We start from the raw sequence: 16,539 nt of genomic DNA, 5'->3' as shown, positions 1-16,539 counted from the left end.
GGTTTCAACCCCGCCCGGTTACCTTTCCTTCGTCGCAGAGAACGCCAGTTCGGGATTGCGTTCCTGCTGATAGCTCACATCCCAGGAAGATCGCGCCATGAACACAAGGTCGCCATCACGGTCTTTAGCAAGGTTCGACTTGTTGAAATCTGCAAAGGATTTCAACGCCGCATCGTTACCTTTCAGCCATCGTGCGGTGTCAAAGGGCGATGCTTCAAGCCCGGCTTCAACCTTGTATTCCGCCTCAAGCCGGGAAATCAGCACTTCAAGCTGAAGCTGCCCCACCACACCAACAATCCATTGTGAACCAATTTCAGGATAGAACACCTGAATGACGCCCTCTTCCGAAAGATCGTCCAGCGCCTTGCGCAACTGCTTGGTCTTGGTCGGATCTTTCAGCGCCACCCGCCGCAGGATTTCCGGCGCAAAATTGGGCAGCCCGGTAAAGCGCACATCGTTCTTTTCAGACAGCGTATCGCCCACGCGCAAAGTGCCGTGGTTGGGAATCCCGATGATATCGCCCGCCTCGGCCGTATCGGCAATTTCGCGGTCCTGTGCAAAAAACAGAATCGGCGAATGCACCGCAATCGGCTTGCCCAGCCCCGAAGGCGTCAGCTTCATGCCGCGTTTGAACGTGCCCGAAACCATCCGCATGAAGGCAATGCGGTCACGGTGCTGGGGGTCCATGTTGGCCTGCACCTTGAAGATGAAGCCGGTCACGTCCGCGCGTTCAGGATCAATCGTACCCTGATCGGACGATTGCGGGCGCGGGGGCGGCGCGAACTTTGCAATCGCATCGATCAGGTCTGCCACGCCAAAGTTCTTGAGAGCGGACCCGAAATAGACCGGCGTCAGATCGCCATGGCGATAGGCTTCGATGTCGAATTCAGGATAGCCAGCCCGCGCCAGTTCGATTTCCTCGGCAATGTCATCCGGGATGTCGGTCGCCGGCTCCACCTTGCCCAGAAATTCGCGGCTGTCGCCTTCGGGGCGGGCAATGGTTTCGTCGGCAAAGCTCATCACGCCCTGAAACAGGCCGCCCATGCCGATGGGCCACGACATCGGCACCACGTCCAGCGCCAGCGCATCGGCCACTTCGTCCAGCGTTTCGAACACACTGCGGCCTTCGCGGTCGACCTTGTTGACGAACGTGATGATCGGCACCGACCGCATCCGGCACACTTCAAACAGCTTGCGCGTCTGCGGCTCGATCCCCTTGGCCGCGTCGATCACCATGATGGCAGAATCCACCGCGGTCAGCGTGCGATACGTGTCTTCGGAAAAGTCCTCGTGCCCCGGCGTGTCCAGCAGGTTGAACACGATGCCGTCCTTCTGGAACGTCATCACCGACGACGTGACCGAAATCCCGCGCTGCTGTTCGATCTTCATCCAGTCAGACCGCGCGCGCCGCGCAGCCCCGCGCGCCTTCACCTCGCCCGCAAGATGAATGGCCCCGCCTTGCAGCAGCAGCTTTTCAGTCAGCGTGGTCTTACCCGCGTCAGGGTGCGAAATGATGGCAAAGGTGCGACGATTGGACATGGAAAGCGCGGTTAGCGCCCGCCAGCCCTTTCGTCCACATGCTTGACGCGCGGCACACGCTTGACAGTACCGGTCCCTATCCGCTTGGCTGGCCCCATGGCATCCCCTTTGCGCAATATCACCATCGTCGGCGGCGGCACCACCGGCTGGCTTTCCGCCCTGTTCCTCGTAACCCGCCTGCAAGGTGCGGTGCAGCGCGGCGAACTGGAAATTCACCTGGTCGAATCCGAACGCATCCCGATCATCGGGGTGGGCGAATCATTGTCGCCTTCGATGGCAAAAACGCTGGAACAGCTTGGCATCCCTGAGGATGAATTCATCCTCACCACCGACGCCACGTTCAAGGTGGCCGGATATTTTGTCGGGTGGGACCGCGCCGATGACGAAAAGCCGATGAGCTGGGTGAACCCCTTCGTCGGCTTCCTGACCGCCGGGTGGGAATTCGAACGCTATGAACTGACCGGCGCGGCTTATGGTCAGGGAGCAGACTATGCCCGCGTCGTTTCCCCATGCCGCGAAGCCATTGAACTGCACAAGGCCCCCAAGATGCCGGGGCAAAAGCCGTTCGAACACGTCCTGCGCTATGCCTACCACACCAATGCCGCCGCCTTTGCACCATTCCTGCGCAAATATGCCGAACAGCGCGGTGTAAAGCGCACCGGGGCCGATGTGACCGGCGCTCATCGCGACGAACGCGGCCACATAACCGCGCTGACACTGGCCGATGGACGCGAAATGCCGGTGGAACTGGTGATCGACGCCAGCGGTTTCGAAAGCGTGCTGCACCACAAGGTCATGGGCGTGCCGCTGGTCGATTACAGCCACATCCTGCTGAACGATCGCGCGGTTGTTACCCAACTGGCCCACGCCAATCCTGACGAGCCGCTGGAACCTGCCACCCGCGCCACCGCCCTACCCCACGGCTGGTCGTTCCGCGTCCCGCTCTATAATCGCACCGGCAACGGCTATATCTATTCCGGGCAACATTGCAGCGACGAACATGCCGCGCGCGAATTTGCAGATTACCTCGGCCCTCAGGCACGGGTTGATGACATGCGTGTCATCCCCATGCGCGTGGGCCGCACTGCGCGCAGTTGGGAAGGCAATTGCATCGCGCTCGGCCTTGCTTCCGGCTTTGTCGAACCTCTCGAAGCCTCGGCCATCTTCACCGTCGAAACATCGATCAAATGGCTGCTGCACTATTTTCCGGATTCAAGTTGGGAACCGGCACTGCGCGACCGTTACAACCAGCGCGTCACCGACCTTTACGATGAAGTGGCAGACTACATCGCCCTGCACTATCGCCTGTCGCGCCGTGAAGACACGGCTTATTGGCAGGCCCAGCGCCATGAAATGAAGGTATCCGCCCGACTGGAACAGAACCTCGCCATCTGGAAGCACACCCTGCCAGTTCGCGCCGATTTTGCCAGCACCAACTATTTCGATGAAAACACCTACATCGCCGCGCTCTTCGGCAAAGGCTTCTATCGCGGTCGCGACCTGCAACCCATGCGTGAAGTCGATGCGCGCAACTGGGCGGGTCTCAAACAGAACATCACCAGCGCCCATGCCCGCGCACTGGGCATGTTGCCGGACCATCGGGCCGTGCTGACAGAGATTCGCAAACGAGCGGGCGGTTAACCCCGAACCGTCACATCCATGCAAAAGCTGAGCGATGCGCCCGCATCCAGCAGGACAACGCCCGGTTTGTCCCTGAAATCACCGTCGAAACCTTCGGGGTCAGCGTGGCCCTGCCATGGTTCGATGCAGATGTAATTTGCCCCCGGCACCTGCCACAGGCCCAGCGATGGGCTGTCCGGAAACGCAATGTCCAACCATGATCCGCCATCTGCGCCATAGGATAGGGCGCGGCTGGTCAGGGTATCCCAGATCATCGCATCGGCGCGAAACAGGTCGGGCGATAGCGCGAGTTCGCGGCCCTGCACCGGCGTCGGTTCGCCCTTGGGAAGCAGCAAACCGGTTTCCCGACTGACGCGGCGCAAATCCTGCGGCTCCGACTCTGCGAACACGATCTTATGCGCCGCCTTGTCCGCCCCACCGGGCAGGGGCCATGCGAAAGCCGGGTGATAGCCGAAGCTGAAAGGCAGGTCGCTCGCATTGGGGTTGTTCACGCACGCTTGCGTGAACAGCGTCATACCTTCAACCCGGAACGTCATCTCCAGCACGAAACCGAACGGATAGACCGCGCGGGTATCGGGCGAATCGGTCAGGCGAAAGCGCGCCTCGTTGTCAGTCAGATGAGCCAGCGCAAACCGGCTGCGCCGGGCAAAACCATGGCGCGGCAGCGTATAGCCCTGTCCATCCAGCCGCAGCGTATCGCCCGCCAGCGTTCCCACAATCGGGAAGAGCAGCGGTGCATGACCCGACCAGAAGGTCGGGTCCGCATCGGTCATGTATTCGCGGCCAGCACCATCGGTCAGCGACCACACTTCGGCCCCCTGCGGGTTGATCCGCGCAGTCAGGCCATCGCTACCGATCGTGACCAGATTGTCGGTCATCCGCGCAAGGTGCCTCCTTGCTTGGCAGCAGCAGCCACAACCTTGTCGGCAATTGCTTTCAGCGCAGCCTCATCGAACGACTTGTCGACCGGCTGCAACGTCACCTCGATGGCAAGGCTCTTCTGCCCTTCGGGCACGCCTGCCCCGCGGAAATCGTCAAACACCCGTGCGGCGACGATGGCCTGCTTGTCCGCGCCCTTTACGCTGCGCAGCAGATCACCCGCAGGCACATTTGCATCGACAAGGAAGGCAAAGTCGCGCGTCACCGCCTGCAAGGCGGGCGGCGCGAAGTGCGGACGGGCAAAGGCGCCAGCGCCCTTCTTGGCCGGGATACGGTCAAGGAACAGCTCGACCACGGCCACTGGCCCATCAAGGTCGAACGCCTTGGCCGTTGCCGGGTGCAACATGCCAAAGCGCGCCAGAACCTGCTTTGGCCCCAGACGCAACGTGGCCGACTGGCCGGGGTGGAACTGCGGCCCCGCCTCACCCATCACCTGAAGGTTATCGACCGGCGCGCCCGCTTCGGCCAGAAGCGCCAGCGCTTCGGCCTTGGCATCGAAAGCATCGAACGCCTGCGCCTTGCCCACGGCCCAGCCGCGCGCGCTACGGTCGCCCGCCAGCACCACGCCAAGGCTCAACTTTTCATCGCTCGCGCCGTTGGCTCCGCGCAGATAGCGGCGGCCAATCTCGAACACGCGTACCGAAGATGCGCCGCGATGCAGGTTGCGCTGTGCCGCAGACAGCAGGCCCGGCAGCAGCGAAGGCCGCATCGCCTTCAGATCTTCGGAAATCGGGTTGGCCAGCGTCCAGATCGCCTCGCCATCGGCAAAGTGCGCGGCTTCCGCTTCGGGCAGGAACGACCACGTTACCGCTTCATGCAGTCCGCGCGCAGCCGCAGCGCGGCGCACCCGGCGTTCCAGCATCTGTGCAGCCGTCGCGGTCGGCTTGGCCACACCATCGGCACGCGGCAGCGGGGTTGAAGGCACCGCCTCCAGCCCGTGAACGCGGATCACTTCTTCGACAATATCGGGCGCGCCATCCACATCCGGGCGCCACGTCGGCACTGTGACCATCCAGTCATCCGCCACGTCAAAGCCCAGCGCAGCCAGAATGCGCTTCTGTTCGGAATCGGCAACGTCGATCCCGCCCAGATTGCCCGCAAGGGCCGTGTTATAAGCCACCGTCTTGCGTGCCAGCGGTGCTTCGCCTGCGCGGATCACCTCGCTTGGCTCACCCCCGCAAATCTCAAGGATTAGGCTGGTCAGGATATCCATGCCGGTGTCGAGGAACGCCGGGTCCACCCCGCGTTCAAACCGTCCCCGCGCATCCGATGCCAACGCCAGCGCCTGCCCAGTGCGAGCAATCTGCGCGGGCGTGAAATAGGCAACTTCCAGCAGAACGTCGGTGGTGTCGTCACCACAGCCTGAATGTTCGCCGCCCATGATCCCGGCAATGTCATGCACCCCGGCATCGTCGGCAATCACCGTCATCCACGGCTCAAGCGCATATTCCTTGCCGTTCAGCGCAATGACCTTTTCGCCATCCTGCGCCTTGCGCGCCACAACCGCGCCCGACAGCTTTGCCAGATCATAAGCGTGGGCGGGACGGCCATAGCCCAGCATCACGAAGTTGGTGACATCCACCAAAGCCGAAATCGGGCGCTGGCCCGCGCTTTTCAGGAAATCCTGCAACCACTTGGGGCTGGGACCATTCTGCACCCCGCGAATGACGCGGCCATAAAACGCAGGGCAACCTGCCGCATCGTCGGTGCGCACGTCCACCGGGCAGGCAAAGCTGCCCGCAACAGGTGCCGCCGCAATCGGCTTCAACACGCCAAGGCCTGCTGCGGCCAGATCGCGTGCGATGCCGTAAACGCCCATGCAATCAGGGCGGTTGGGCGTGATCGCCACGTCGAACACCGGGTCCGATCCCAGATAGTCGGCATAAGTCGTGCCAACCGGCGCATCTGCGGGCAGTTCGATGATACCGTCATGGTCATCGCCCAGGCACAGTTCGCGCGTCGAACACATCATGCCGTTGGATTCGACACCGCGCACCGCCGCCACTTTCAGCGTCATGCCATTGGCCGGAACCACGGCGCCCGGCAGGCCCAGCACGCCGACAAGACCAGCGCGCGCATTGGGCGCACCGCACACCACCTGAAGCGGCGCGGCATCGCCGACATCGACCGAAAGCACCTGCAGTTTATCCGCTTGCGGGTGTTTTTCAGCGGTCAGCACGCGGGCCACGCGAAACGTCTTCAACGCCGCCGAAGCATCTTCGACACCTTCGATTTCCAGACCCAGCGAGGTCAGCTTTTCAGCGATGGTGCGCGCATCGGCCTTGGTATCGAGGACCGACTTCAACCATGAGAGCGAGAACTTCACGAACGTACTCCCACACCGCCAGAAAGGGTCGGCACGTCCAGCGCGCCAAAGCCATAGTGGCCCAGCCACCGCGCATCGCCATCAAAGAAGGCGCGCAAGTCGTCCATGCCGTATTTCAGCATGGCCAGCCGGTCGACGCCGGTGCCAAAGGCAAAGCCCTGCCATTCATCCGGGTCCAGCCCGCCGAATTCGATGACCTTGCGGTTGACCATGCCGCTGCCCAGAACTTCCATCCAGCCGCCGTTTTCGGCATCGCCGCTGCCGCCGACCACGCGCTTACCATTGATAAGCGTATAGCCCACGTCCACTTCCACCGAAGGTTCGGTGAATGGGAAATAGCTGGGGCGCAGGCGCAGAACGATGTCGTCGCGTTCAAAGAAAGCCTTGAGGAAGGTTTCCAGCGTCCATTTCAGATGGCCAAGGTGAATGCCCTTGTCGATGACCAGACCTTCGATCTGGTGGAACATCGGCGTGTGCGTGGCATCCGAATCCGAACGATAGACCCGGCCCGGCGCGATGATGCGCAGCGGGGCGCCTTCGGCCAGCATCGTGCGGATCTGCACCGGCGAAGTATGGGTGCGCAGCAGCATCGAGCGGCCTTCTGCATCCTTGTCAGGGAAGTAGAAGGTATCGTGCATTGCACGTGCCGGATGGGTTTCCGGCATGTTCAGCGCGGTGAAGTTGTGCCAGTCGTCCTCGATCTCAGGCCCGCTTGCCACGGCAAAACCCATGTCGGCAAAGATTTCGGCCAGCTCGTCCATCACCTGCGAAACCGGGTGGACCGAACCCTTCAGCGCTTCGGGCGCAGGCAGCGAAAGATCGATTGTTTCAGCCGCCAGCCGTGCTTCCAGCACCGCGCCTTCCAGCGCGGTCTTGCGTTCGCCCAATGCAGCAGTGACCGCTTCACGCGCGGCGTGAATCTTGGGGCCTTCACTCTGCCGTTGTTCCGGCGTCATCCCGCCAAGGGACTTCAGCAGCGCGCTGACCCACCCCTGCTTGCCAAGGGCCGAGACACGGATCGCTTCCACCGCTTCGGGCGTGGCCGCTTCTGCAATGGCCGAAAGCGTTTCGGCCTGCTGTTGATCGAGCTGTTCCATGGCCGCTGCCGCTAGCCCGAAACGCGCAAGAATCAAAGTGCCGACTTGAACGCAAACTCTATGAAGCGGTCGGCGCATGGAGCGCCTGCACTGCACTGCCGACAAATTCCTGCCGCGCCCGCATCACCGCCTGCAACACAGGCTTGGGACTGGCTGCATATTCGCTGGGGCTCATCCCCATGAAGCGGTGGAAATCGCGCACGAACTGGGCCTGATCGTGATAGTGGCCGTCAATCGCGCCGATCCAGTGCAACGATGGGTCCAGCATATACTGCACCAGACTGCGCATGAAGCGCTGGCGGCGCAGCAACAAGCGCGGCGGAAAGCCGAAATTCCGGGCGCATAACCGTTCAAGCGTATGTTGTGGCACGCCTGACGCTTCAGCCATTTCAGCCACGCTGCCAATGTCAGCATTCAGCAAGGCTGTATGACAGGCGACGATGCGAGGGTCGTCATCGGGCGGCATGTCCAGCCCGGCCATGAAGTGCGCCACGATCCGTTGCAGTTCGGCCTGTTCGTCAGGCACCGCGGCGAACAGGCGCTCCGCCAACGCGCGGAACGGCACCAAAAAACGCTCTTGCGCCACATCATAGAACTTGTCGGCGTGGCTGCGCGCAGGCGCTCGCACATATCGCGCCCAGCCCAGCGGCAAAAAGCCCACCCCCCAGATTCGCGTGGAGCCAACGGTAAAGCGCACCGGAACACTGGTTGGCCCGGTGACAATCGCCGTCATGTCACGGCCGACTGGCATGCCCGGCAATTCCGAAACCGGCAGATCGCCGCTGCAGATGCGCAGATTGGCCCATTCGGGATGGAGGTGATCGGCCACTTTCCCGCCATCGGGAACGGTGATTTCGGTCAGATAGAACGTGGTGAAATAGCGGCTCAACGGCGCAGGCGGCCGATGGAATCGAACCCGGACTGAACAGTCCCCGGTCAAGATGTGTACGCCCCGATCTGTTTTGACTAAAACCTGTCGGGCATATCTGTGCATCGCACTTGCGCAAATCGCAACGAAAAAGGGGCTGGCTCCAGCAGGAACCGGCCCCTTTGTTCATTTCGCAAACCGAACGGTTCAGGCTGCCGGAAGGGCTGCCTTGGCCTGGGCGATCACCGTGGTGAAGATCGCGCCTTCGTTCATGGCAAGGTCAGCCATGGTCTTGCGGTCCAGTTCGATCCCGGCCAGCTTGGTGCCGTGGATGAACTGCGAATAGGTCAGGCCTTCGGCGCGGACAGCAGCGTTGATGCGCTGGATCCACAGGGCGCGGAAGCTGCGCTTCTTAACCTTGCGGTCGCGATAGGCATACTGGCCGGCCTTTTCGACGGCCTGGCGGGCAACGCGGATGGTGTTCTTGCGACGGCCACGATAGCCCTTCGCCTGATCCAAAATCCGCTTATGCTTGGCTTTGGTGGTTACACCACGTTTGATACGGCTCATTAGTCAGCGCTCCTCAGTTCAGCCCGTAGGGCGCCCACTTCTTGATAACCTTCGCATCGGCGTCGGAGATCACGTCAGTGCCGCGGTTCTGGCGGATGTACTTGGCGTTGTGGCTGATAAGGCGGTGGCGCTTGCCGGCAACGCCGTGCTTCACCTTGCCGGTGGCGGTGAGCTTGAAGCGCTTTTTCACGCCGCTCTTCGTCTTCATCTTGGGCATTTTCGTCTCCTGATTACGATGCGTCCGATCTGCCTTGGCAGCCCTTGTGGCCAGGCCGATCATCGAATCCGCGTCGGTTGAAGCTGGGGCCGTTAGGCGAAGCACATCCGAAAGGCAAGGCGAGTCTTGTTCCGAGCTGCCATTATCCTTTGCCGATGTCGGCCAGATCGAACGCTGTCGTCTGATACGTCTCGTTGATCCAGTTGCCGAACAGCAGATGCCCGTGCCCACGCCAGGTATTTGCGGGCATCGCCTGCGGGTCATCGCCGGGGAAATAGTGACGCGGCAAATAGCCTGCTTCATCACGCGCATATTCACCAGCCAGCGTCAGCGTATCGTATTCCAGATGGTTGAACATGTGCAGCGTGCGCTGCGCTGGATCGTCGATCAGGCACAGGCCGGTTTCCGGGCTGTCGGCCAGAACCGAAAGCCCCCGCCCTTCGGGCAGGTCTTCACGGCGCACCTCGCTCCAGCGTGAAACAGGCACGTCGAACACGTCGGGCAACCCGCGCATCCACGGATTGGCCGGGGCATGGTTGATGTGGCGGAACACCCCCGATGCCTTGTTCTGCAGTGGATGTTTTTCGATCCCATGGAAATGGTACAGCGCCGCCATCGCACCCCAACACACTGAAAGCGTACGGTGAACGTGGTTTTGCGACCAGTCAAAGATGCGCCGCAACTCGTCCCAGTATGTCACTTCCTCGAAAGGGATCGTTTCCACCGGTGCCCCGGTCACGATCAGACCGTCGAACTTCTCGGCTTGCACATCTTCCCATGGCCGATAGAACTCGGTGATGTGACCGGCAGAGGTATTCTTGCTGACGTGATCGGAAATACGCAGCAGTTCCAGTTCCACCTGCAACGGCGTTGCCCCCAGCAGGCGCGTAATCTGCGTTTCGGTGGTGATCTTGTCCGGCATCAGGTTTAGCAGGGCGATCCGCAGCGGGCGAATGTCCTGCCGGGCCGCCTCGGTCACGCCCATCACGATCACGCCTTCGGCCTCAAGTGTGCGGCGGGCGGGGAGGTTGTCGGCAATCCTGATCGGCACTGGACGGTCTTTCTCTTCAAATCTGAACGAGGAAGACGCCTGCGACTGAGTCCGTTTGGTTGCCGGATCGGCCACATCCCATTCCCGGATGTCCAGAATGCTGGCTGGCCGGTTCAGGTGCCACCTTGCCCGGAAGGCAGGTTGGCGTTGAGGCGTCACCCCAACTCTCGATGTGATTCTTCATGTAATAGGTCTGCTGCGCGTGCGCAACCATGATGCAAGAACGTCAATGCAGGCACGCGCCCTCTTGCTATTGCGATTTTATCGCATTATTAATGCGAACCATTGGCAATATCAGCCGAGCCGGAGAGCCTGTCATGTTCATCTGCATCTGCAACGCCATTCGTGAAAAGGACATTCGTTCTGCAGCGCGTTGCCATGCCGGACAGGCAGAAGACATCTATGGCCGCCTTGGCTACAAACCCCAGTGCCGCCAGTGCCTCGAAGATGCCGATGATGTGATTTCCGACGAACGGGCCTGCGCTTTCGCCTGATCGATGCGAGCTGAAAAAGCGTCGCATTTTCGCGCAAAATCCAGAATTTTTCGCTCCCGCATGCGAGTCGTTCGCGCTTTGCCTTCGCGAGTAACCCGCGTAGAATCCTTTCAAATTTCCCGTAAAATTCAAGTTTGAAGGATCACGCGATGAAGGGTGACGCCAAAGTCATCGAGTTTCTGAACAAGGCGCTCCTGAACGAGCTGACCGCGATCAACCAGTACTGGCTGCATTATCGCCTGCTCGCCAACTGGGGCATCAAGAAACTGGCCGAATACGAACGCCACGAATCGATCGACGAGATGAAGCACGCCGACCTGTTGGCGGATCGCATCCTATTTCTCGATGGCCTGCCCAACTTTCAGGCACTGGGCCGGTTGCGCGTGGGCGAATCGGTCGAAGAAATCCTGAAAGCCGATCTCGCGCTTGAAATGGACGCGCTGCCCCTGCTGCGCGATGCCATCGCCTATTGCGAAGAAGTGCGCGATTACGTCAGCCGCGACCTGTTCCAGAAAATCCTCGAAAGCGAGGAAGAGCACGTCGACGTAATCGAAAAGCAGTTCGACATGATCGAACGCATGGGCCTTGCCAATTACGTCCAGCTCAACAGCGAAGCCAGCGAGGCCTGAACCGGCAGATCAGGCGCTGCCCGTCTGGGCAGCAAGGTGCGAGGGGTCGATCCCCTCGCGCTTCCACGCCTGAATCCAGCGCCGCCCTGTTGGCGTGCCGAACAGAATGTCGGAACACCCGCGCGCAGCATGCCAGCCGTGGTGGCGCATCTCGCCTTCAAGCTGCCCTGCGCCCCATCCGGCATACCCGAGCGCAACCAGAAACCGGCTTGGCCCGCGCCCTTGCGCAATCGCGCGCAGGATATCCAGCGATGCGGACAGGCGGCACAATGGGTTCACCGTCACGCTTTCCTCTCCGCCCCAGTCGTCGGAATGCAGGACAAAACCTCGCGCCGTTTCCACCGGCCCACCTTCCAGCACCGGCATATCGGGCGCCACGCCAGGGTCGATGCCCACGTCCTCCAAAAGGCCATGCAGCGTCAGCCCATCGCGCACTTTGCCAATGCCGATGCCCAACGCGCCATTTTCATCATGCACGCACATCGCGATCACGGCATGGTCGAACCGCGCATCGCCCATGCCCGGCATCGCCAACAACAATCGACCGCCCAGATATTCCGCTTCGCTCATGCTGCCAAAGATAGGGTCAGGCAGCCTCGGTTGCCAGTCCCATCCGCACGACCGATCACGCCGCCACCTTGACCTTGCGATCTTCTGCCGCATCCAGCAGCTTTTTCTCCACCGTCTTCATCCGGCTGTCGCTGTCGATCTTTTCGCCCAGCACGTCAGTCACATAGAACGTATCGACCGCGCGTTCGCCATATGTCGCGATATGCGCCGAATGGACGATCAGCCGTGCCTCGAACAAGGCCCGTGCCAGACGATTGAGCAAGGCGGGCCGATCTCGCGCGCCCACTTCGATCACGGTGAACCGGTTCGACGCCTTGTTGTCAAAGATCACGATCGGGCGCACATCAAACGCATCTGCCCGCGGGCGAGCCAGTGGCCGCGCCGCCAGTTGCGGCACCAGCTTCACCCGGTTGGCCAGTGCATCGGCAATCGCGTTCTTCAACCGCTCGATTTGCGTCGCCTCGTTCAACGGACGACCCAGCGGATCCTGCACCAGGAAGTTGTCGACCGCCGTTCCGTTGCGCGCGGTGTGGATGCGCGCATCAATGATGTTGCCGCCCGCCAGATGGATGCCGCCGGCAATGCGATAGAACAACCCCGGATGGTCTGCCGCCAGCACTGTCACCAGCGTCGCCCCGCGCGCCGGATACCAGTGCGCTTCCACCGAAAGCGGCTCGCCCAGTGCGCGGTCCATCTGCTGCAGGTTCAGCACGATGATGTCTTCCGGCTCGGCAATCCAGTAGGCATCCGAAAGCTGCCGCCCGACCGTGCCGATCAGCGCATCGCGCTCCTTCAGGATCGCCGCCACGGCCTTTTTCTTTGCGGCAATGCGCTCTGCCCGGCCATGTTGCTTGTGGCCCAGCCGCAGCATTTCCTCGGCCGATACATACAGATCGCCCAGCAACTGCCGCTTCCACGAATTCCACACCCCCGGCCCCACCGCGCGAATGTCCACGATGGTCAGGATCAGCAGCAGGCGCAGACGTTCCACGCTTTGCACGGTGTTCACGAAATCGGCGATGGTCTTGTAATCGGCCAGATCGCGCTTGAACGCGGTGGCGCTCATCAACAGGTGCCATCGCACCAGCCACGCCACCAGTTCCGTCTCTGCCGCCGAAAGGCCCAGCCGCGGGCACAGCTTCATCGCAACTTCAGCGCCCAGCACGGAATGGTCACCGCGCCGCCCCTTGGCAATGTCGTGCAGCAGCGTCGCCACATACAGCACCCGACGCGAAGCCACCTTGCCCACCACTTCACTGGCCAGCGGATGGTCGGCCTTGACCTCGCCCTTTTCGATGCTGCCAAGCAGGCCGATCGCACGGATCGTATGCTCATCCACAGTATAGTGGTGGTACATATCGAACTGCATCTGCGCCACCACCCGGCCAAAATCGGGCACGAACCGGCCAAATATACCCGCCTCGTTCATCCAGCGCAGCACCGTTTCGGGATCGTTGCGACTGGTCAGCAGATCAAGGAACAGCGCGTTGGCGCGCGCATCCTTGCGCACGCCCGCGTCGATCAGCCCTGAATCGCGCCGCGCGATGCGCATCGCTTCGGGGTGGATTTCCACCTTTTCACGGTCGGCCACCACAAACAGCTCCAGCAGCCGCGCCGGGTCTTTCTGAAAGATGTCGTCGGTGGGAACGCCCAGCTTCCCGCCCTCGATCACGAAAGCGCCTACCTTCTTCTTGCGGCTGCGCAGCGACGCAAAAAAGCCCCGCTTCTGCCGCGCGAACTGGCCGTCCAACTGCGCCAGAAACACCCCTGTCAGCGATCCCACTTCCTTGGCCTGAAGGAAGAAGTACTGCATGAACCGTTCGACCGCGCTTTTGCCGGGACGGTCGGCAAAGTTCATCCGCGTCGCCACTTCGCGCTGCAGGTCAAACGTCAGCCGGTCTTCGGTGCGGTTGGTGATGGTATGCAGGTGGCAGCGCACCGCCCAGAAAAAGTTCTCGGCCCGACGGAATGCGCGATATTCCTCCGCCGTCAGCAGGCCCACATCTACCAGCTCGGACGCATCGCGCACCTTGTGGATATATTTGCCGATCCAGTACAGCGTGTGCAGGTCACGCAACCCGCCCTTGCCCTCTTTCACGTTGGGTTCGACCACATAGCGACTGTCGCCCAGCCGCTTGTGCCGGTCGTTCCGCTCCTGCAGCTTCTCGGCCACGAACTGCTTTTCGGTGCCGTCCACCACTTCGGCCCAGAACCTGCGCGAAGCCTCGTCAAACAGGTCGCGGTCACCCCACACATAGCGGCCTTCCAGCAACGCCGTGCGGATGGTCAGGTCGCTTTTCGCCATGCGCACCACTTCGTCCAGCGAACGGCTGGAATGGCCCACTTTCAGCCCCAGATCCCACAGGAAATAGAGCATGGCCTCAATCACCTGCTCGCACCACGACGTCGGCTTGATCGGGGTGACGAAAGCAATGTCCACGTCAGAATGCGGGGCCATTTCACCCCGGCCATATCCACCCACCGCCAGCACGGCGATCCGCTCTCCGGTGGACCGGTTACTGGCGCGATAGACGCGGGCCACGATATGATCGTGGATCACCCGCACCAGCTGGTCGACCAGAAACGCCTGCCCCTGCGCGCATTCGGCGCCTGCAGAAGGCTTGGCCTCCAGCCGCCGCGCGAGCTCCGCCCGGCCTGCCTTCAACGCATCGCGTAGCAGTTCCACCACCGCAGGGCGCGACTTCTCGCCCTGCTCGGCAAAGGCGGCGGCAACCGCATCGGCAAGTGCGCGGCGGTCAACGATGGCACGCTGGTTGGCAATCCGGGGAAGCATCATGCCTCCCCTTTAGACTTTCAGGCGTTACCGTCCAATAACAACTGGCTCAGGACCAACAACAATCACGGGCGGCAACAGGGCGTTTCAGGCCATCCCCGCCTCCAGCCATTCGCGGGTATAGCGTTCGCGCAAGGACCGCTTGTCCACCTTTTCCGTGCCAAGACGCGGCAAGGCCTCATCCACTTCCCAGAACCGCACCGGAATCTTGAACGGCGCGATATGCTCCTTCAGAAATTCGCGCAGTTCGTCCTCAGTGGCCGAACAGCCTTCCTTCGCCAGATAGACCGCCGCCGGAACTTCACCCAGCTTTTCATCCGGCAGGCCGAACACGCTCGCTTCGGCAATGCAGGGGTGGGCATAGATCGCGCTTTCCACTTCGATGCACGAAATGTTTTCGCCGCCGCGAATGATGATGTCCTTCTTGCGGTCGACGATGAACAGATAACCCTCAGGGTCCAGATACCCAAGGTCGCCCGACCGGAAATACCCGTCGGGCATGATCGCTTCGCGCGTGGCTTTCTCGTTGTCCCAATACCCCAGGAAATTGGCGATGGACCGGATCGACACTTCGCCCACCTCGCCCTGCGGCAAAGCATTGCCCGCATCATCCAGAATGGCCAGATCCACCAACGGGCGCGATGCTGTGCCGGTGCTGCCGGGCTTGGCCAGATAGTTTTCGTTCAGATTGCCGCAGCCCACCCCGTTCGTCTCGGTCAAGCCATAGCCTAGCAGCGGGAAGGCATGGGGCAGCGCCTTACGGATGCGGTCCACATGCTCCACCGGACGTGGCGCGCCGCCTGCGGCAAAGGAAACGCAGGTCGAAAGGTCGTATTTGTCACGGTCAGGGTGCGTGGCAATTTCAAAGCTCATCAGCGGCACACCGACGAAGTAGCTGACCTTTTCCTTCTCGATCAGCCGCATCGCTTCTTCGGCATCCCACTTGGCCATCAGCACCAGCTTGCGGCCCAATGCGAAAGATTGCAGGAATACCGGCACTTCACCCGTCACATGGAACAGCGGCACGTTGACCAGCGTGGTCGGCTGCGCATCGGGCGCAGGGCCTTCACCCCGCGCGGTCAGGATCGACAGCATCGCCACCGATTGGGCGACATAGTTCATCGTGCCCTGCACCACACCGCGATGATCGGAATAGGCACCTTTGGCCATGCCCGTGGACCCGGACGTGAACAGCACCGTTGCCAGATCATCGCCGGTCAGTTCGGGCAGCAACGTATCCATGCCGCCGCCCTTGGCCAGCAATGCGGCAAGGCCCTGCTCATAGCCGCAATCATGCACCATCGGCAAAAGCTGCGCACCGTGAGCATGGCCTTCCAGTCGCTTGGCCCGCGCGCCGTCGGCAATCAGAAACCGGCATCCCACCAGATCGACACCATGGGCCAGTTCTTCGCCCTGCCACCATCCGTTCAGCAGCGTGACGCAGCCGCCCGCCATCAGCACCGCCATATAGGCGATCACCCAGTTGGCCGAATTGCGCGCGGCAATGCCCACGCGCTCGCCCTTCTGCAGACCATGGCCCTCCACCAGACCGCCCGCCACATGGCGCGCCGCCTTATAGATATCGGCAAAGCTCAGGCGGGTATCGCCATCAACGATGAACGTCTTTTCACCCTGCGTTGCCGCGAAATAGGCAAAGTATGCGGGCAAGTGTGGCGGTGCCGCCGCAATCATCGGCAAATCCCGGTCAAACCGCCGGATCGGAACCGTGTGGAACATGCCGCCTTCAGCGGTCAACGCGCCAAATGCGCGATCCATGGCAAGGTCCAGTTCGGTCTTCATGACG

At 61.5% G+C, this 16,539-nt stretch carries 14 protein-coding genes and 1 riboswitch; of the genes, 3 read left to right on the top strand and 11 right to left on the bottom strand.

All coding sequences use genetic code 11. From position 1 onward, the window contains the following. Positions 1-18: 18 nt before the first annotated feature. Positions 19-1,539 carry a peptide chain release factor 3 gene (locus OVA07_RS07745; protein ID WP_268170880.1) on the bottom strand — a complete coding sequence of 507 codons (1,521 nt, stop codon included), beginning with the start codon at positions 1,537-1,539 and terminating at the stop codon, positions 19-21. 96 nt (positions 1,540-1,635) lie between these two features. Here OVA07_RS07745 and OVA07_RS07740 point away from each other — a divergent pair, with 96 nt between their 5' ends. After that, the gene (locus OVA07_RS07740; protein WP_268170879.1) at positions 1,636-3,180 is read left to right on the top strand and encodes a tryptophan halogenase family protein; all 1,545 of its coding nucleotides are present in this window, start codon (positions 1,636-1,638) and stop codon (positions 3,178-3,180) included. Here OVA07_RS07740 and OVA07_RS07735 read toward each other — a convergent pair. From OVA07_RS07735 to OVA07_RS07705, 7 genes are all read right to left on the bottom strand, one after another. Beyond that, positions 3,177-4,058, bottom strand: coding sequence for an aldose 1-epimerase family protein (locus OVA07_RS07735; RefSeq protein WP_268170878.1), 882 nt, complete (start codon positions 4,056-4,058; stop codon positions 3,177-3,179). The genes OVA07_RS07740 and OVA07_RS07735 overlap by 4 nt on opposite strands. Beyond that, the gene (gene pheT / locus OVA07_RS07730) at positions 4,055-6,445 is read right to left on the bottom strand and encodes a phenylalanine--tRNA ligase subunit beta (protein ID WP_268170877.1); all 2,391 of its coding nucleotides are present in this window, start codon (positions 6,443-6,445) and stop codon (positions 4,055-4,057) included. The genes OVA07_RS07735 and pheT overlap by 4 nt, the downstream gene beginning before the upstream one ends. Continuing rightward, positions 6,442-7,542, bottom strand: coding sequence for a phenylalanine--tRNA ligase subunit alpha (pheS, locus tag OVA07_RS07725; RefSeq protein ID WP_268170876.1), 1,101 nt, complete (start codon positions 7,540-7,542; stop codon positions 6,442-6,444). The genes pheT and pheS overlap by 4 nt, the downstream gene beginning before the upstream one ends. Before the next feature lie 58 nt (positions 7,543-7,600). After that, positions 7,601-8,431, bottom strand: a complete 831-nt coding sequence (locus OVA07_RS07720; RefSeq protein ID WP_268170875.1) for a helix-turn-helix domain-containing protein — start codon at positions 8,429-8,431, stop codon at positions 7,601-7,603. 186 nt (positions 8,432-8,617) lie between these two features. After that, positions 8,618-8,980: a 50S ribosomal protein L20 gene (gene rplT / locus OVA07_RS07715; protein ID WP_268170874.1), complete on the bottom strand. Its 363-nt coding sequence runs from the start codon at positions 8,978-8,980 to the stop codon at positions 8,618-8,620. A 13-nt stretch (positions 8,981-8,993) separates the two neighbouring features. Beyond that, complete coding sequence (gene rpmI / locus OVA07_RS07710) at positions 8,994-9,197, bottom strand: 50S ribosomal protein L35 (RefSeq protein ID WP_039333769.1); 204 nt, start codon at positions 9,195-9,197, stop codon at positions 8,994-8,996. A gap of 142 nt (positions 9,198-9,339) precedes the next feature. After that, the gene (locus OVA07_RS07705; RefSeq protein WP_268170873.1) at positions 9,340-10,248 is read right to left on the bottom strand and encodes a homoserine O-succinyltransferase; all 909 of its coding nucleotides are present in this window, start codon (positions 10,246-10,248) and stop codon (positions 9,340-9,342) included. 45 nt (positions 10,249-10,293) lie between these two features. Then, positions 10,294-10,427: riboswitch (SAM-I-IV-variant riboswitch) on the bottom strand. 138 nt (positions 10,428-10,565) lie between these two features. Here OVA07_RS07705 and OVA07_RS07700 point away from each other — a divergent pair. Together OVA07_RS07700 and bfr are read left to right on the top strand one after the other, a co-directional pair. Next, a complete protein-coding gene (locus tag OVA07_RS07700; RefSeq protein WP_268170872.1) occupies positions 10,566-10,742 on the top strand; it encodes a (2Fe-2S)-binding protein in 177 nt (58 codons plus the stop codon). A 149-nt stretch (positions 10,743-10,891) separates the two neighbouring features. Beyond that, the gene (bfr, locus tag OVA07_RS07695; protein ID WP_268170871.1) at positions 10,892-11,371 is read left to right on the top strand and encodes a bacterioferritin; all 480 of its coding nucleotides are present in this window, start codon (positions 10,892-10,894) and stop codon (positions 11,369-11,371) included. A 9-nt stretch (positions 11,372-11,380) separates the two neighbouring features. On the opposite strand, the gene OVA07_RS07690 is transcribed toward bfr, so the two are convergent. The 3 genes from OVA07_RS07690 to OVA07_RS07680 form a co-directional block, all read right to left on the bottom strand. Next, positions 11,381-11,941 carry a YqgE/AlgH family protein gene (locus OVA07_RS07690; protein WP_268170870.1) on the bottom strand — a complete coding sequence of 187 codons (561 nt, stop codon included), beginning with the start codon at positions 11,939-11,941 and terminating at the stop codon, positions 11,381-11,383. Positions 11,942-11,996: 55 nt separating this feature from the next. Beyond that, positions 11,997-14,738 carry a [protein-PII] uridylyltransferase gene (locus OVA07_RS07685; protein ID WP_268170869.1) on the bottom strand — a complete coding sequence of 914 codons (2,742 nt, stop codon included), beginning with the start codon at positions 14,736-14,738 and terminating at the stop codon, positions 11,997-11,999. An 84-nt stretch (positions 14,739-14,822) separates the two neighbouring features. Further along, positions 14,823-16,535 (bottom strand): class I adenylate-forming enzyme family protein, encoded by a 1,713-nt coding sequence (locus OVA07_RS07680; protein ID WP_268170868.1) that lies wholly within the window; start codon positions 16,533-16,535, stop codon positions 14,823-14,825. Positions 16,536-16,539: the final 4 nt, after the last annotated feature.

Origin of the sequence: Novosphingobium sp. SL115 (genome assembly GCF_026672515.1) — a bacterium.
Lineage (GTDB): Bacteria > Pseudomonadota > Alphaproteobacteria > Sphingomonadales > Sphingomonadaceae > Novosphingobium.
This window is presented reverse-complemented; position numbering and strand designations above follow the sequence as displayed.